The organism is Halorarius halobius (genome assembly GCF_024298865.1).
In the GTDB taxonomy this organism is placed as follows: Archaea; Halobacteriota; Halobacteria; order Halobacteriales; family Haloarculaceae; genus Halorarius; species Halorarius halobius.
On the sequence record NZ_CP101161.1, the window covers coordinates 3,454,083 to 3,469,648 of the forward strand.

The 15,566-nt window shown below is 68.8% G+C and carries 20 protein-coding genes; 10 read left to right on the plus strand and 10 right to left on the minus strand.

Features of this window, described 5'->3' with window-relative positions:
- Positions 1-283 precede the first annotated feature (283 nt).
- From NL112_RS18200 to NL112_RS18210, 3 genes are all read right to left on the minus strand, one after another.
- Complete coding sequence (locus tag NL112_RS18200; RefSeq protein ID WP_255150267.1) at positions 284-1,057, minus strand: VOC family protein; 774 nt, start codon at positions 1,055-1,057, stop codon at positions 284-286.
- 66 nt (positions 1,058-1,123) lie between these two features.
- Positions 1,124-1,603 carry a TIGR04206 family protein gene (locus NL112_RS18205; RefSeq protein ID WP_255150268.1) on the minus strand — a complete coding sequence of 160 codons (480 nt, stop codon included), beginning with the start codon at positions 1,601-1,603 and terminating at the stop codon, positions 1,124-1,126.
- 3 nt (positions 1,604-1,606) lie between these two features.
- Positions 1,607-2,722, minus strand: coding sequence for an OBG GTPase family GTP-binding protein (locus tag NL112_RS18210; protein WP_255150269.1), 1,116 nt, complete (start codon positions 2,720-2,722; stop codon positions 1,607-1,609).
- Between the two features lie 91 nt (positions 2,723-2,813).
- On the opposite strand from NL112_RS18210, the gene NL112_RS18215 reads away from it, so the two are divergent.
- The 7 genes from NL112_RS18215 (at position 2,814) to NL112_RS18245 (ending at position 7,497) form a co-directional block, all read left to right on the plus strand.
- A complete protein-coding gene (locus NL112_RS18215) occupies positions 2,814-2,975 on the plus strand; it encodes a hypothetical protein (protein ID WP_255150270.1) in 162 nt (53 codons plus the stop codon).
- A gap of 47 nt (positions 2,976-3,022) precedes the next feature.
- Positions 3,023-3,223 carry a VNG_1110C family protein gene (locus tag NL112_RS18220; RefSeq protein ID WP_255150271.1) on the plus strand — a complete coding sequence of 67 codons (201 nt, stop codon included), beginning with the start codon at positions 3,023-3,025 and terminating at the stop codon, positions 3,221-3,223.
- A 45-nt stretch (positions 3,224-3,268) separates the two neighbouring features.
- Positions 3,269-3,757, plus strand: coding sequence for a 50S ribosomal protein L11 (locus NL112_RS18225; RefSeq protein ID WP_255150272.1), 489 nt, complete (start codon positions 3,269-3,271; stop codon positions 3,755-3,757).
- Between the two features lie 321 nt (positions 3,758-4,078).
- Positions 4,079-4,717 (plus strand): 50S ribosomal protein L1, encoded by a 639-nt coding sequence (locus NL112_RS18230; RefSeq protein ID WP_255150273.1) that lies wholly within the window; start codon positions 4,079-4,081, stop codon positions 4,715-4,717.
- A complete protein-coding gene (locus tag NL112_RS18235) occupies positions 4,717-5,787 on the plus strand; it encodes a 50S ribosomal protein L10 (protein ID WP_255150274.1) in 1,071 nt (356 codons plus the stop codon). Before NL112_RS18230 ends, NL112_RS18235 begins: the two co-directional genes overlap by 1 nt.
- A gap of 6 nt (positions 5,788-5,793) precedes the next feature.
- Positions 5,794-6,147 carry a 50S ribosomal protein P1 gene (gene rpl12p, locus NL112_RS18240; RefSeq protein WP_255150275.1) on the plus strand — a complete coding sequence of 118 codons (354 nt, stop codon included), beginning with the start codon at positions 5,794-5,796 and terminating at the stop codon, positions 6,145-6,147.
- Between the two features lie 117 nt (positions 6,148-6,264).
- Positions 6,265-7,497 (plus strand): tripartite tricarboxylate transporter permease, encoded by a 1,233-nt coding sequence (locus NL112_RS18245; protein ID WP_255150276.1) that lies wholly within the window; start codon positions 6,265-6,267, stop codon positions 7,495-7,497.
- Here NL112_RS18245 and corA read toward each other — a convergent pair.
- From corA to cysS, 4 genes are all read right to left on the minus strand, one after another.
- On the minus strand, positions 7,492-8,460 hold the full coding sequence (gene corA / locus NL112_RS18250) for a magnesium/cobalt transporter CorA (protein ID WP_255150277.1): 969 nt from the start codon (positions 8,458-8,460) through the stop codon (positions 7,492-7,494). The genes NL112_RS18245 and corA overlap by 6 nt on opposite strands.
- A complete protein-coding gene (locus NL112_RS18255) occupies positions 8,457-8,621 on the minus strand; it encodes a hypothetical protein (protein WP_255150278.1) in 165 nt (54 codons plus the stop codon). The genes corA and NL112_RS18255 overlap by 4 nt, the downstream gene beginning before the upstream one ends.
- 41 nt (positions 8,622-8,662) lie before the next feature.
- Positions 8,663-9,319 carry a DUF6517 family protein gene (locus NL112_RS18260; protein WP_255150279.1) on the minus strand — a complete coding sequence of 219 codons (657 nt, stop codon included), beginning with the start codon at positions 9,317-9,319 and terminating at the stop codon, positions 8,663-8,665.
- 77 nt (positions 9,320-9,396) lie between these two features.
- A complete protein-coding gene (gene cysS / locus NL112_RS18265) occupies positions 9,397-10,881 on the minus strand; it encodes a cysteine--tRNA ligase (RefSeq protein ID WP_255150280.1) in 1,485 nt (494 codons plus the stop codon).
- Positions 10,882-10,970: 89 nt separating this feature from the next.
- Here cysS and NL112_RS18270 point away from each other — a divergent pair, with 89 nt between their 5' ends.
- Positions 10,971-11,792 (plus strand): DUF502 domain-containing protein, encoded by an 822-nt coding sequence (locus NL112_RS18270; protein WP_255150281.1) that lies wholly within the window; start codon positions 10,971-10,973, stop codon positions 11,790-11,792.
- A gap of 1 nt (position 11,793) precedes the next feature.
- Here the strand turns inward: NL112_RS18270 and NL112_RS18275 are convergent, their stop codons facing one another.
- A complete protein-coding gene (locus tag NL112_RS18275; RefSeq protein ID WP_255150282.1) occupies positions 11,794-12,264 on the minus strand; it encodes a DUF7523 family protein in 471 nt (156 codons plus the stop codon).
- An 88-nt stretch (positions 12,265-12,352) separates the two neighbouring features.
- Here NL112_RS18275 and NL112_RS18280 point away from each other — a divergent pair, with 88 nt between their 5' ends.
- Positions 12,353-13,219, plus strand: a complete 867-nt coding sequence (locus NL112_RS18280; protein ID WP_255150283.1) for a CbiX/SirB N-terminal domain-containing protein — start codon at positions 12,353-12,355, stop codon at positions 13,217-13,219.
- On the plus strand, positions 13,219-14,298 hold the full coding sequence (locus NL112_RS18285; protein ID WP_255150284.1) for a DR2241 family protein: 1,080 nt from the start codon (positions 13,219-13,221) through the stop codon (positions 14,296-14,298). Before NL112_RS18280 ends, NL112_RS18285 begins: the two co-directional genes overlap by 1 nt.
- Here the strand turns inward: NL112_RS18285 and NL112_RS18290 are convergent, their stop codons facing one another.
- Together NL112_RS18290 and NL112_RS18295 are read right to left on the minus strand one after the other, a co-directional pair.
- Positions 14,299-14,847, minus strand: coding sequence for a DUF7524 family protein (locus tag NL112_RS18290; protein WP_255150285.1), 549 nt, complete (start codon positions 14,845-14,847; stop codon positions 14,299-14,301). It lies immediately after the preceding gene.
- 80 nt (positions 14,848-14,927) lie between these two features.
- A complete protein-coding gene (locus NL112_RS18295) occupies positions 14,928-15,122 on the minus strand; it encodes a methytransferase partner Trm112 (RefSeq protein ID WP_255152622.1) in 195 nt (64 codons plus the stop codon).
- Positions 15,123-15,566 lie beyond the last annotated feature (444 nt).

The window sequence follows — 15,566 nt, forward strand, 5'->3', positions numbered from 1 at the left end:
GGTTGTGTACCGAACGGCAACAGTTCGTTTCGCCCGTCAGGACGTGACGCGTGTCACGGGTAGACCCGACGGCGGTACTCCGTACTGTCACCATGGGTAGGGGTACATCCAGACGAACTGGCGCTCGTTATAAATGTTTTGTGGTCAACTGGGGGTCTTGCCAACGCTCGACACACCCGAAAATGCCGGTCACAGACGGTTTGCGAAGGTTTGCCACGCGTCGGACGCTCGCACGACGTTCGGCTTACACGGAACTGACAAGAGGGGGTCAGCGGCCGAGCAGTCAGTCCGTGACCCGACCTTCGAGCAGTTCTATCTCGTGTCCATCGCGCGTGCGCGTGAACGCGAACATGTTGTCACAGGACTCGGGGTCGCGGTAGTCGTCGGCCTCCCGGGTCATCAGCCGGTCCCACGCTTCGTCGAGGTCGTCGACGCGGGCCGCGAGATGGCCCCACGCGTCGCCCATCGTGTACGTGCGCCCGTCGTAGTTGTACGTCAACTCGACGGCCATCGCCTCGCGGTCCGCCTCCGGCGGCTCCACGAAGTAATTGGCGAACGAATCGGCCTCCCAGCGGCCGGTGTGCTCGTACTCGAACTTCCGGGTCCAGAAGCCGAGCGCCGCGTCGGCGTCCTCGACCCGAATCATCGTGTGGTCCAGCGACCACAGCGGGCCGTAGTCACGCTTGACGAGTTCTATCTCGTGGCCGTCGGGGTCCTTCACGAACGCGTAGCGGTTGCCACACGACTCGGGGTCGCGGTAGTCCTCGACGCCACCCTCCATGAGTTCGTCGTACCGCTGCTGGAGTTCGTCCTCGGGGACGCGCACGGCGATGTGGCCCCACGCGTCGCCCATCTCGTAGTCGGACTCGCCGTGGTTGTACGTCAACTCCAGGACGGCGCCGTCTTCGCCGACGTCCTCGGGGCCGACGTAGACGTTGGTGAACGTGTCGGCCTCCCAGCGGCCCTTCTCCTCGTAGTCGAAGTGGGTGGTGTAGAACTCCAGCGACGCCTCGAGATCGCCGACGCGGACCATCGTGTGGTCGAGTGGTGCGTGCATACGTGTCCGGCCACGCGCGGGCGAGCGAAAAGCGTTCGGCACGCGGACTCGTCGCCGGGCGTGGACTCACTCGATGGGCGCGAGCACGGCGGCCCGGAGTGCCGGCCAGTAGTACCACCACGCGACGCCGAACACGGCGACCAGCCCCACCGGAAGCGGGGTCCACGTCAGCCGGTGGCTGAACGCGAACGTGACGCCGAGGTGAGCGACTCCCGACAGCACCAGCGCGCCCGCGGTGACCCGTGCATCCTCGCGGTCCAGAAGCGCCCCCGCCGCGCCGCTGGCGAGCGCGACCAGATACAGCAGGACGCTCGCGGGCCACAGCTGCGGGTTACGCGGGAGGCCGCCGCCGGCGAGGAAGAACCGATAGACGGGAACGAACCGTATCGTCGGGTCGAGCGCGGGGTTGTAGTCGACGACCAGAAACGGCAACACGGCGGTTGCGCGGCCGCCGGCGACGAGAAACAGCGTCCACGGGACGGCCGCGAGCGCGACCAGCGCGGCGAGTCGACGACGGGGACTCCCCCGGGCTGAGACGGTCGACACGGCTCACTTCCGTGCGACGATGCGGAGCACGTCCTCGTCGGCGAGTTCGTGGTCGCGGCCCACCTGCTGTTCGTCGTGTTTCGCGCTCTCGCCGGTGACGCGGGCGAACCGGAACCGCTCGTCGAAGCTCCCCCCGAGTCTGTGGAGGGCATCCTCGACGGTGTTCTCCTCCTCGGTGAGCACTAGCGGCTCCTCGTAGTCGACGCCGCGTCCCGGCTTGTCCATGTAGATGCGTATCAGACCAAGTTTCTCCCAGATGGTCTCCTTCAGCGAGTCGAGCCCCTTCCCCTCCTCGGCGGAGATGAACACCGCCTCCTCGGGGTCGATGTCGTGGGCGCGCAGTTGCTCGTTGACCGTCTCGAGGTAGTCCTCCTCGATGAGGTCGGCCTTGTTGACCGTGACCGCCGACGGGAGATACACCCGGTTGTCCATCAGCGCGTCGACCAGCTGGTCGATGTCGAGGTTCTGTCGGATGGTGATGTCGGCGTTGACGTAGCCGTACTGGCGACACACCTGCTCGATGGTCTCTTCGTCGAGGTCGACGCCGTCGGCTTTCGTCACCTTCAGCCCGCCTTTCGGCCGTTTGGTGACGGAGATGCTCGGTGATTCCTGGTCGAGGCGAATCTTGTTCTCGTACAGTTCGTCGCTGAGTCGCTGGTACTGGTCGATTTCGAACACCGAAAGCACGAACAGGACGAGGTCCGCAGTGCGGACGACCGACAGCACCTCCTGGCCGCCGCCCCGCCCCTCGGCGGCGCCCTCGATGAGACCAGGCACGTCGAGCAACTGGATGTTCGCACCCTGGTACTTCAACATTCCCGGGTTCACGTCCAGCGTCGTGAACTCGTAGGAACCGACTTCGCTGTCGGCGTTCGTCAGGGCGTTGAGGAGCGTCGACTTGCCGACGGAGGGGAACCCGACCAGCGCGACGGTGGCGTCGCCGGTCTTTTCGACGGCGTAGCCGCCACCGCCGCCGGAGCCGGACTGTTGCTGTTCGAGCTTCTCCTTTTTCTCCGCGAGCTTCGCTTTCAGGCGGCCGATGTGGGCTTCCGTCGACTTGTTGTAGGGGGTTTCGGCGATCTCCTCCTCGATCTCCTCGATCTCCTCTTCGAGCCCCATTACCGGGGAGTCGGCCGCTGATGTGGAAAAGTCTGTCCGTTGGCCTCGCCGGGAAGGCCGACGTTATGCCCCCGGAACCGCTATGCGGGCTATGGACAAGCGTACGCTCGCGTACAATCTCCTCATCGGTGCGGTCCTGCTCGTCGCGGTCGCGCACACCGCCATCGCGTTCGTCTTCTCGACCGGGCTCGCGGACGTGGGCGCGCTCGTCATCGCCGTCGGACTGGTGGGGCTGGCGCTGGTGAACCTCTGAGCCGGATTCAATAACTTCTTGTCACGATACCCGTAACGCTCGCGTGAATGCCGGACCCCTCGCGGCTTCGGGACAGCACACAGATCGTCCTCCCGCGGGAGGACTTGGGGGAACTCCGCGAGGACGCGGAATCGGAGTTCACCGTCACCGTCGTCGAGGAGGGCGAGTACGTCCGGTTCATCGCCAGCCCGGTCGTCATCAAGGAGCTCGGCGAGTTCCTCGCCCGTCACGGCGTCAGCGTCCCCTGAGGGCGAAAAACAATCCTTAAACGCCCGCGCCGAATGGAATCGGGTATGGCTGGAACCATCGAAGTGCTCGTCCCCGGCGGGCAGGCCAACCCCGGGCCGCCGCTCGGTCCGGAGCTGGGCCCGACTCCCGTGGACGTGCAGGCTGTCGTCCAGGAGATAAACGACCAGACCGAAGCGTTCGACGGCACCGAGGTCCCCGTCACCGTCACCTACGAGGACGACGGCTCGTTCGAGATCGACGTCGGCGTCCCGCCGACGGCCGCGCTCATCAAGGACGAACTCGGCTTCGAGACCGGCTCCGGCGAGCCCCAGGAGGACTTTGTCGCGGACATGTCCGTCGACCAGCTGAAAACCGTCGCGGAGCAGAAGCTCCCCGACCTGCTGGCGTACGACACGAAGGGCGCCGCCAAGGAGGTCGCCGGCACCTGCGTCTCGCTGGGCGTCACCATCGAGGGCGAGGACGCACGCACGTTCAAACAGCGCCTCGAGGACGGCGAGTACGACGACACCTTCGCCGAGGAAGCCGCCGCGTAACGTCGGGATTCTCCCTCGTTCTCCTCGCCCGGTAGCGGTCGGTTCGTCGAACGCGTCGCAGTCGACCACTCGCCTCCCGGGTCCCTTCGCTCCCTGCTCGGTATCGGTGGTCGCTCCCCGCTCGGGTATCGACGGCCTCGGTACACTCGACCTCCCTGCTCACGGCTTCCGTCGGTCGCCGTTCGCTACGGCGTGGTCTCGCTCGCGCCGACCACGCATTCGACGCGCTTAAGTGCGTCATCGTCGTCGCTCAACACGAGACAGGCGTAGCCTGTTTCACACCGTAGTAGCCCCGTGTGGCTGCGACTACGGAGGTGAAAGATGGCAGATTCAATAGAGGAAGCAGTAAATCGCGCACTCGACGAGGCCCCCGAGCGGAACTTCCGCGAGACGGTGGACCTCGCTATCAACCTGCGCGATCTCGACTTAGACGACCCCAACAACCGCGTGGACGAGTCCATCGTCCTGCCGCGGGGAACGGGTCAGGAGACTCGCATCGTCGTGTTCGCGGAGGGCGAGACCGCCCTTCGGGCCGAGGAAGTGGCCGACCAGGTGATGGACGGCGACGACCTCGAGGACCTCGGTGACGACACCGACGCCGCCAAGGACCTCGCCGACGAGACCGACTTCTTCGTCGCCGAGGCGAGCATGATGCAGGACATCGGCCGCTATCTCGGGACCGTGCTCGGTCCCCGAGGGAAGATGCCGACGCCGCTCCAGCCCGACGACGACGTCGTCGAGACTATCGAGCGGATGAAAAACACCGTGCAGGTGCGCTCGGGCGACCGGCGCACGTTCCACACGCGCGTCGGCGCCGAGGACATGACCGCAGCGGACATCTCGGACAACATCGACGTCATCGTGCGCCGTCTGGAGGGCGCCCTGGAGAAGGGCCCCCAGAACATCGACGGCATCTACGTGAAGACGACGATGGGTCCCGCCGAGGAGGTGCCCGTCTGATGAGCGCCGAATCCGAGCGCAAGACGGAAGCCATCCCCGAGTGGAAGCGCGAGGAGGTCGACGACCTCGTCGACATGCTCGAGTCCTACGAGTCGGTCGGCGTCGTCGACATCGCAGGCATCCCCTCGCGTCAGCTCCAGGACATGCGCCGGGAGCTGTACGGCACCGCACAGCTCCGCGTCTCGCGGAACACGCTGGCGGTCCGTGCCCTCGAAGAGGTCGACGAGGGGCTCGAGGAGCTGACCGAGCACGTCAGCGGCCAGGTCGGGCTCATCGGGACGAACGACAACCCGTTCGGCCTGTACAAACAGCTCGAGGCGTCGAAGACGCCCGCGCCCATCAACGCTGGCGAAGTCGCCCCGAACGACATCGTCATCCCCGAGGGTGACACCGGCATCGACCCCGGTCCGTTCGTCGGCGAACTCCAGCAGGTGGGCGCGGAGGCCCGCATCATGGAGGGCTCGATCAAGGTCACGGCCGACTCCAAGGTGCTGGAGGCGGGCGAGGAAGTCTCCGACGAACTCGCCAACGTCCTCAGCGAACTCGGCATCGAGCCGAAGGAGGTCGGCCTCGACCTGCGTGGCGTGGTCTCCGACGGCGTCGTGTTCGCGCCCGAGGAGCTCGCCATCGACGTCGACGAGTACCGCCGCGACATCGAGACGGCGGCGGCGCGCGGCCGCAACCTCTCGCTCAACGCCGACTACCCGACGGCCCAGACGGTGGGCGCGATGCTCGCCAAGGCGTCGGGCGAGGCGAAGAGCCTCGGCATCCACGCGGCCATCGAGTCGCCGGACATCGCCGACGACCTCGTGTCGAAGGCGGACGCCCAGATGCGGGCGCTCGCGGCGGCCATCGACGACGAGGAGGCGCTTCCCGAGGAGCTCCGCGGCGTCGAGACCGAGGCTTCGACCACCGAGGCCGACGAGGCCGACGAGGCCGAGACGGGCGACGACGGCGAGTCCACGGACGCCGAGGACGACGAACAGGGCGACGACCAACCTGCCGAGGCTGACGCCGATGCCGACGACGACGACGGCGACGGCGACGCGCTCGGCGAGATGTTCGGGTGATTACCCATGGAATACGTTTACGCAGCACTCATCCTCAACGAGACCGGCGAAGAGATCAACGAAGACAACCTGACGTCCGTGCTGGAGTCCGCGGGCGCCGACGTCGAGGAGTCGCGCGTCAAGGCGCTCGTCGCGGCCCTCGAAGACGTCGACATCGAGGAGGCCGTCGACCAGGCCGCGGCCGTCCCCGCGGGCGGTGCCTCCGGCGGCGCGGCCGCCGGCGGTGCCAGCGAGGAGGCCGCCGACGAAGGCGGCGACGAGACTGAAGACGAGGCCGAGGAAGAGGCCGAAGCCGAAGAGGAAGGCGACGACGAAGACGAGGGCGACGGCGGCGAAGGCCTCGGCGAGCTGTTCGGCTGAGTTCGATCACCGATTCTCCGTATTTTTCACCGCTCGACAGCGGCGCGTCACGCCACGCTGTGACGGCGGGGCGTGCCGTCGCGTAGCTTCAAGTAGCGAGCCGCGGCCACCGGCCCCGTGGCCGTCGGTCCCCACGTCGCGCTCGGCGTCGATGCCACAGCCGCGGCGCTGGCGTTCGTCCTCGGGGGTGTCGCGCTCGGCACCCTGAGCGGCCTCGTCCCCGGTCTCCACGCCAACAACGTGGCGCTCCTGCTGGCGAGCGTCGCGCCCGCGGTGCCCGGACCGCCACGGTTCGTCGCCGCGGCGATGCTCGCGGCCGGCGTCGTCCACACGTTCCTCGATGCGGTGCCGATGCTCGCACTGGGCGTGCCCGACCCCGCGATGGCCGCCAGCGCCCTCCCCGGCCACCGCCTCGTCCTCCAGGGACGCGGCCGCGAGGCCGTCCGACTCTCGGCGCTCGGGTCGGGGCTGGCCGTCGCCTTCGCCGTCCCCCTCGCGGTCCCGGTGACGCGGCTGATGACCGCCGTCTACCCGGTCGTCGCCGCCCACCTCCCGGTCGTGCTCACCGGCGTGGCCGCCCTGCTTGTCGTCACCGAGTCCGGGCCGGCGGCGATGGTCGGCGGCGTCGGCTGTCTGCTCGCCAGCGCGGCACTGGGGCTGGTCACGCTGGACCTCGACCCCGCGGCCCCGCTCGATGCCGGCGGGATGCTCGCGCCGCTGTTCGCCGGCCTGTTCGGCGCGCCCGTCCTCGTGGAGGCGATGACCGGCGGTGGCGTCCCGCCCCAGGACGACGCGACGGTCGCGCTCCCGGCACGCGAGGTTGGCGGCGTCGCGGCCGTCGGCACCGGTGCGGGCGCGCTCGTCGGGTACCTGCCCGGTGTCTCGAGCGCCGTCGCCGCGACGACGGCCCTGCTCGCGGTGCCCGGCCGGGTCGAGGAACGGGGGTTTCTCGTCTGCGTCTCGGGCGTCAACACGTCGAACGCCATCTTCGCGCTGTTCGCGCTCGCGGCGCTGGGCCAGCCACGGACCGGCGTTCTGGTCGCGGTCGACCGGACGGGGGCGGGCGTCCACCTCCCGCTGTTCCTGGCGACCGCGGGCGTCGCCGCCTGCGCGGGGTTCCTGCTCGTGCTCACCGTCGGCGACCGGTATCTCGCCACCGTCGGCCGGTGTGACTACCGGCGGCTCTCGGTCGCGGTGCTGGGTCTGCTCGCCGTCGTCGCGTTCCTCTTTGCCGGCGTCGTGGGGGTGGCCGTGTTCCTCGCCGCCGGCCTGCTGGGGCTCGTTCCCGGGCGACTCGGCACGCGGCGCGTTCACCTGATGGGCGTGCTGATGGGGCCCCTGGCGCTATAGATACCTCTGCTCGCGGAAGTACGCCGCGAGGACGACCGCGACCAGTGCCATCCCCAGGACGGTAGCGTGGTACGCGTACGGCCAGTCGAGTTCGGGCATCGCCGCGAAGTTCATCCCGAAGAGGCCGGCGACGAACGTGAGCGGGAGGAACACGACCGCGATGACCGTCAGCCGCTTCATCACCTCGTTGGTCGACTGCGAGAGCGTGTTCAGGTAGATATCTCGGGCGCCGCTGGTCAGGTCACGATACGTCTCCGTCAGGTCGACCACCTGCACGAGGTGGTCGTACACGTCACGGAAGTACTTCTCCGTCGCCTCCCGGACCTGCTCGGGGTCGCCCCGCGCGAGCACGCCGACGGCCTCGCGGGCCGGCCAGACGACTTTCCGGAACGACAGCAGGTCCCGCCGGACGGCGTTGATGCGCTCGAGCGTCTCGATGTCGGTCGACACCAGCACCTCCTCCTCTATCTCCTCGATGGCGGCTTCGATGCGGTCCAGCACGTCGAAGTAGCCGTCGACTATCACGTCGACGACCCGGTAGGCGGTGAAGTCCGGGCCGCGCTGGAGCAGGCGCTCGTCCCCGCGGGAGACGGCGTCCCGCACGCGGTCGACGGCCGGAAGCGACGCCTGCGAGAGCGTCACCACCCAGTCGTCGCCGACGAACACGCCGACCGGGCGCTCGCGCACCTCCTCGTCGAACGGGCGGTCCCCCCGCGTGAGGTCGGCGGCCTTCAGCAGGGTGAACGTGTAAGCGGGGAACTCCTCGGTCTTCGCGCGGACGGTCCCGCGGACGTCCTCGACGGCGAGCCGATGGATGCCGAACGCGTCGGCTACCTTATCCAGTTCATCGCGGCTGGCGTCGTGGGCCCGCACCCACGTCGTCCCGCGTGCGGCCTTCGCGGCCGCGAGGTCGTCGTACTCGACGACGCCCGTCTCGCCGGAGTAGACGACGGCGTCTATCACGGCGACCCCTCCGCGGCGAGCCCGACGAGCAGGAGCGCCGTGCCGACCATCAGCCCCGTGAGCGTGACCGCGCGACCGGGGTAGGCGGCGACCTGTCCGAGCACGTAGCCGACGAGCGCCAGGCCGGTGCAGACCACACCGGCGAGCGCAACCGGGTGCATACCCCGGGTCGCGGTCGCGGATAGAAAAGCGTTGCCGCGGGTTACTCGGGGGCCGGCGCGGGATGCTCGAGGCCGCCGAGCATCGTGTTGACCCGCCCCTGCTCGTCGATCTGGGTCGGGTGGACCGCGACGGCGATGACGTAGTCGCCCTCGTGTTTGACCTTCGTGATGTGGACGAACACCTCGACCTCCTGGCCGCCCTGTAGCGTTGCGTCCGCGCGGAACTTCGACACGGTGGCCTCGCTCGACAGCACCGTCTGCGTCCGGTTGGACTCGAAGCGGACGTTCTCGAGCGACTGGTACTGCTGTTGGAGCCGCAAGACGAGTTCGCGGTTGTTCAGGTTGCTGACCGGGTTCAGCGTCTGACCCGCCACCTCGACCTGCGGCGTGGCGAACGCGGTGAACTGCGCGACCCGCTGGTCGCCGAACAGCGGCCGGTCGACCGAACGGCCGTACTCGGCGTACTGGTTGGTCGCCGTCACCGTCCGCTCCTGCCCGGCGACGGAGAACGTCCGGTTGATGGTGTTCGCCTCCCGACGGAGCTGGTCGTACCCCGCCTCCTGGGTGGCCGAATCCGACACAGCCACCGGCTCGGCGTCGAAGGACAGCTCCTCGCTGCCGGTGATGAAGCCGATGCATCCGCTCGTCACCAGCAGTGCGACGAGCCCGAACGCCAGCACTGCACGCCGTCTGCTCATGAATCGACTCGGCGTACTCGCGGCTGTGCTATAAGTTCCGTGGCCGAGGACACAATCGGTAGCCGCTCACACACCGATTACAGCCGGTAGGTAGTCCCGTCGTCGGTGTCCTGCACCTCGACGCCCAGCGCCTCGAGGTCGTCCCGGAGGGCGTCGGCCCGCTCGTAGTTGCCCGCGGCCCGCTCCTCGTCGCGCACGTCGAGGACGAGTTCGACGAGTTCCTCCGCGAGGTGCGCCTCGCCCTCGGCATCGCCGGCGAAGGTGAACCCGAGCGCCTCCCCGCCGAGGTGCTCGAACGTCTCGATGGCGTTCCGGAGGCCCTGGTAATCGTACTCGTCGCGGTCGTCGAGGTGGACGTTGACCGCCGACGCGAGGTCGAGCAACGCCGCAAGCGCCTCCCGCGTGTTGAAATCGTCGTTCATTGCGGCGGTGAACGCCTCCCGCGTCTCGTCGACGGCCTCCCGGAGGGCGTCGTCGGTCACCGTCGTCCGGGCCGCCGCGGAGTCGGCCGCCTCGGTGGCCCGCCGGTAGGCGTTCTCGAGTCGCTCCCACCGCTCTGTCGCCTCCGTGATGGCCGCCTCCGAGTACGTCTGCGTCGAGTTGTACGACGCCGACAGGAAGAACATCCGGAGCGGGTTCACCCCGAACTCCGGGACGGCCTCCCGGACCGGGACGAAGTTGCCCAGCGAGGAGGACATCTTGTCGTCGTCCATCTGGAACAGGTCGGCGTGGAGCCAGTAGCGGACGAACTGCGCTCCGGTCGCCGCTTCGCTCTGGGCAATCTCGTTCTCGTGGTGCGGGAAGACGAGGTCACGGCCCCCGACGTGGATGTCGATAGTCTCCCCGAGGTGGGTCATGCTCATCGCGGAGCACTCGATGTGCCAGCCCGGGCGGCCCTCCCCCCACGGCGAGTCCCACGTCTCGCCGGTCGGGTGGTCGACGGCGTACTCGCGGTCGTCGTGGCGGTGCTGGGCGACCGCGCTCGCGTCGACGCCGTCGGCCTTCCACAGCGCGAAGTCGGCTGGATGGCGTTTCTCGGCCCGTTCCTCGTCGGGGCCCTGTGCCTCCACGTCGTCGAGCCGCTGGTTCGACAGTTTCCCGTAGTCGTCGAACGTCGTCACGTCGAAGTACACCGAGCCGTTCGACTCGTAGGCGTACCCCTTCTCGACGAGCCGTTCCACGAGGTCGATTATCTCGGGGACGTGCTCGGTGACTCGGGGGTAGACGGCCGCCCGCTTCAGGTTGAGCGAGCGCATGTCCGCGAGCAGGCGGTCGATGAACCCCGCCGCCACCTCGCGTTCGGAGTCGCCGAGGTCGTCCTCGCCGACGCGGGCGACTATCTTCTCGTTCACGTCGGTGATGTTCTCGACGTGACGGACGCCGTAGCCCAGCTGTTCGAGCCAGCGGTGCATCACGTCGACGTGGACCCAGGTGCGCGCGTGCCCGAGGTGGGGGTCGTCGGACACCGTCAGGCCACAGTAGTACAGGAGCACGTCGTCGGGGTCCTGTGGCTCGAACGGCTCCGTCTCGCCCGTCAGCGTGTTCAGCACGCGCAACGTCATGGGCGTGTGTATCGACGGGGACGATTAGTAAGCGTCGGAATCGCGGCTCACCCCGAACCCACTTAACCGAGCCGCGAGTCGACGAGTCCATGTCCGACTCCGACCGTCGCGCCACCTCCGCCGCCCGCTCGGCCGGGAAGTCGGTGTACGAGGAGGCGGTCGACGTCGTGCTCACAGGCATCGTCGTCATCATCCCCGTCGTCATCACCATCTACATCCTGAACGCGGCGTTCGAACTCATCGTCACCGCGCTCGACCCGGTCATCAGACTGCTGGACTGGGCCGGCGCGACGAGTTGGGCCTACGAGGTCGGCTTCATCGACTTCCTCGTCGAGGTAGGGCTGTACACGAACGTCATCGACTTCCTGACGGAGCTCATCGCGCTCACCCTGCTCGCGACGGTCATCGTGAGCATCGGTCTGCTGGCGCGCCACCGGTACGGCGAGCGGGTCATCGACCTGTTCGACTACCTCATCGGCTCGCTACCCGCCATCGGCACCATCTACCAGAGCTTCCGCCGGATGGGCGACGTGCTCCTGGAGTCGGGCGTCGAGAACTTCCGGGAGGTGAAGCTCGTGGAGTTCCCCCGCGAAGGTATCTACGTCATCGGGTTCGTCACGAATCAGGCTCCGATGCCGGTCGAGCAGAGCGCCGAAATCGAGGGGATGACGACGCTGTTCCTCCCGCTGGCGCCGAACCCGGTGATGGGGGGGTTCCTCACCTACATCCCCGACGACCGCATCCGCGACATCGACATGGCCGTCGAGGACGCCGTCCGCACCATCGTCACGAGCGGCATCGCCACCGACGAGGACCACGGCGACGACTACCGCCCGCTCTCCCGGGACGAACTCGACCGGCTCAGGGACATCGGCCCGCTGTCGCGCGAGGAGACGAACGACGACGACTGACTCACGCCCCGAGCGCGTCCTCGACGTGCCGGAGCGCGTCGACGCCCGCCCGACGGTCGACGACGACCAGGAGGTAGCCGTCGACCGCGCCCGCCGCGACCACGTCCACTCCCTCGACCGAGAGCCGTGTCACCACCTCGCCGAGGTCCGCGGCGGTCGCGTCGCCGCGTGCGACCAGCGCCGTGAACTCGCCGCCACCGGGAGCCAGCGAGCGGTCCCCGACGGTCAACAGCGCCTCGTCTGACTGGGCGTCCCCGAGTCCGCTTTGCATCTCGACGCGGACGCTCCCGGTCCGTTCCTCGGGGTCGGGCAGGTCCGCGGCGTACCGGCGGAGCGCGGCGGCGACGGCCTCCTCGTCGCCCACGTCGAGGTGGCGGGCGGCGGCGGTGTAGTTGAGCACGCCCGCGCGGAGCGCCTCGTGGAGGAACGGCTCGCGGCGGAGGGCCTCGCGAGCCTCGCTGGCGACTGTCATCGATGGACGGACGCGACCCCGCGAGGAAAACCCACCGCTTCGCGCCGTCTCCGACACCCCTAAACCGATTTCGCCCCTCGATACGCGTATGCAGGCGCTCGTCATCGTCGCCCACGGGTCACATCTGAACCCGGACTCCTCGACGCCGACGTACGGGCACGCCGACACCATCCGCGAGGCCGGCGTGTTCGACGAGGTGCGCACCGCGTTCTGGAAGGAGGAGCCCCATTTCAGAGAGGTGCTCCGCACGCTCCGCTCGGAGGAGGTGTACGTCGTCCCGCTGTTCATCTCCGAGGGCTACTTCACCGAGCAGGTCATCCCCCGTGAACTACGGCTCGACGACTGGGACGTCGACGACTGGGACTCCGACGGCACAAGCGCCGACTCCGCGACGCTGACGGCGACGGACGTGGGCAAGCGGGTCCACTACTGCGGGCCGGTCGGCACCCACGACGCGATGAGCGACGTCATCGTCCGCCGCGCGGAGACGGTCACCGGCGACCCCGAGGTGGGCGAGGGGTTCGGTCTCGCGGTCGTCGGTCACGGCACAGAGCGCAACGAGAACAGCGCGAAGGCCATCCGATACCACACCGAGCGCATCCGCGAGCGCGACCGGTTCGACGAGGTGCGGGCGCTGTACATGGACGAGGAGCCCGAAGTCGACGACGTGACCGACCACTTCACGACCGACGACATCGTCGTCGTCCCGCTGTTCATCGCGGACGGCTACCACACCCAGGAGGACATCCCCGAAGACATGGGCCTGACCGACGACTACCGGACGGGGTGGGAGACGCCCGCCGAGGTGGACGGCCACCGAGTCTGGTACGCGGGGGCGGTCGGCACTGAGGAGTTGATGGCCGACGTGGTGCTCGAACGCGCCCGCGACGCCGGTGCCGAGGTGGGCGACGCCGTCGAACAGGTTCGCGAGCGAACCCGGGTGGCCGGCGACTGATGCGCGACGCACAGGTGACCGCGCTCCGTGAGGCCGCCGACGCGGGCGTCGACTGCGACGGCCTCCACGCGGAGCGCACCGACGACGGCTACGCCTTCGAGACGCCCGACGCCCGGCACGAAGGGCTAGGCGCCGACGACTTCGAGCGGGTCGCCCGCGACCATCCGGCGTACGTCACGAACTGGTACGCGTGGAGCCGCGACTACGCCGACGCCGACCGCGCGTTCCTCCGGTGGGTCGAGTACGCCGACGAGGGACGCGTCCCCGAGAAGTACGACGCGCTCCGCGACGGCATCACCCGGACGTGGGGCGAAGTGGCCGTCACCGCGACGCTCGGCGAGAACGGCGCCCGCCGCTACCGGCTCTCACACGAAGACGATGTGGACGCGTCGGACGAGACGCTCGACGTCCACGGGGACCCTCTCGACGCGCGCCACGTCGTCAAGCACGACGACGACGGCCGGTACCGGCCGCTGAAGACCGCACCGACGCTTCCCCACGGCTGGGCGTTCGTGGGCCTCGACGGCCGGGAGTGTGCCCGCGCGGTCGACCTGATTTATCCGGCGACGATAACGAACTGGCATCTCGAACGCGAGGACGAGTTGGACGTCGACCACTGGGAGGAGACCGTCGACCGACAGACCGGCATCTACGGCGTCGTCCAGACCTGGAACCGCGGCGAGGGCCACGAGCACGTGAACTGGGTCGCGGAGGCCTGCTGTGACGACTCGCAGTGTCTGAAGCGCCGCGAGTGGCAGTACGACGAGGACACCGCCCTCGACGTCGACGGCGGCGACGGCACCTTCCCGTGTCGGGAACCGTGTTCGCTCGTCATCGCGGCGGCCCGCACGTGGACCCGCATTGAGGGCGAGGAGGAGCGCACCTACGAATTCGAGTTGACGCCGAGCGAGAAGGAGCAACTGGAGGAGATACTCGACGCCGTCGCGGACGGGCGGGCCGGCGACGTGCGCGAGGCCGACGTGAAGGACGGCGCGAATCGCTACCGGGCGCGGTTCCTGCGCGCCAAACGAGTCGACGACGCCGGGAACCTCTGTGGCGTCCCCACCGACGACGAGTAGCTACCGGAGCGCCGCCAGCCCCGCCGCGACCATCCCCGACAGCACCGCCAGCACGCCGAACACGATGGCGACGGCGCCCGCCGACACCAGTGCGCCGGCGGCCAGCGCCAGCGCGACGACGCCGGGGACGACCACCGCGAACAGCGTCGGGTCGACCCGGGCCAGCAGGCCCTCGTCGGTCGGCTGTGGCTGGCCGAGGTCGGGGTCGACCTGCACCTCGGTGTGGCCGGTGGTGTCGACGGTAATCGTCACGTACCGGGTCTCGGCACCGTAGGCCGTGACGACTTTCATGCGGCCGCGCACCTGCGTGTCGTCGGGGGCGTCCACGGCGACGTGGACGCGCCGGGTCGACTCGCTACGGACGTAGTGGTTGGTCGCCTCCAGACGGGCGACCGCCGACAGCGAGTCGTCGAGATGGAGGTGGACGTGGGTGGACTCGCCGTCGTTCCGGAGTTCGACGTCGAACGACCCGTCGGTCTCGAACGCGTCGGGAACCTCCAGCGAGTGGAGATGCGTCCGGTTCACAGCGGCGACGAGCGTGTCCGTCACGCACGGACCGTCGTGAGGGTCCGGTAAAAAGCGTTCGCTCGGTCGGACCCCTGCGGTCGGTCGGCGAGCGCGGGCCCGCGTCAGGCCGCCGCCTCTTCCCGCATGTCCGGCGGGAGGAGGTTCGGGATGCCGTCCTCGATGGGGTAGGCTTCGCCGCACTCGGTGCAGGTGAGCGTCCCCTCGATGACCTCCCCGTCCTCGCGCTCGTCGGCGTCGAGTTCGAGTTCGGACTTGTCGAGCGGACAGCAGATGATGTCCATCAGGTCCTCCTTCATGCACGCCGCTGGGGGGGCGCGGGCCAAAAGCGTGCCGGACCCGTGGGAGGCGTCGTCAGTCCCGGGTGGGGGTTTCCGGCGTCGCCGTCCGCGTCGTGTCGGCACGGGGCGAGTCAGTCGCGGCGTCGGCCGTTCCGGTCTCCGCGTCGGCCGTCGCCGTCCGCGTCTCGGTGCCGGAGTCGTCCGGTTCACCCGTATCTCGCGCTCGTACTCGACCGTCGCGCGCAGCGTCAGCGTCACCTCCCCCTCGTAGCGGAGTCCCGGGAGCGACGGCTCGACCGTCCGCTCGACCGTCTCGTCGACGGGCACTCGCAGACCGAACACCTCGCTGATGTCCTCGCTCGCGTCGGTCGATAGCTGTCCGAGCCAGAGGCCGTCGCGGTCGCCGTCGTTGTGGACGCGAACCGTGACGGCGACGCGACCGCTCTCGACACTCGTCTCGAA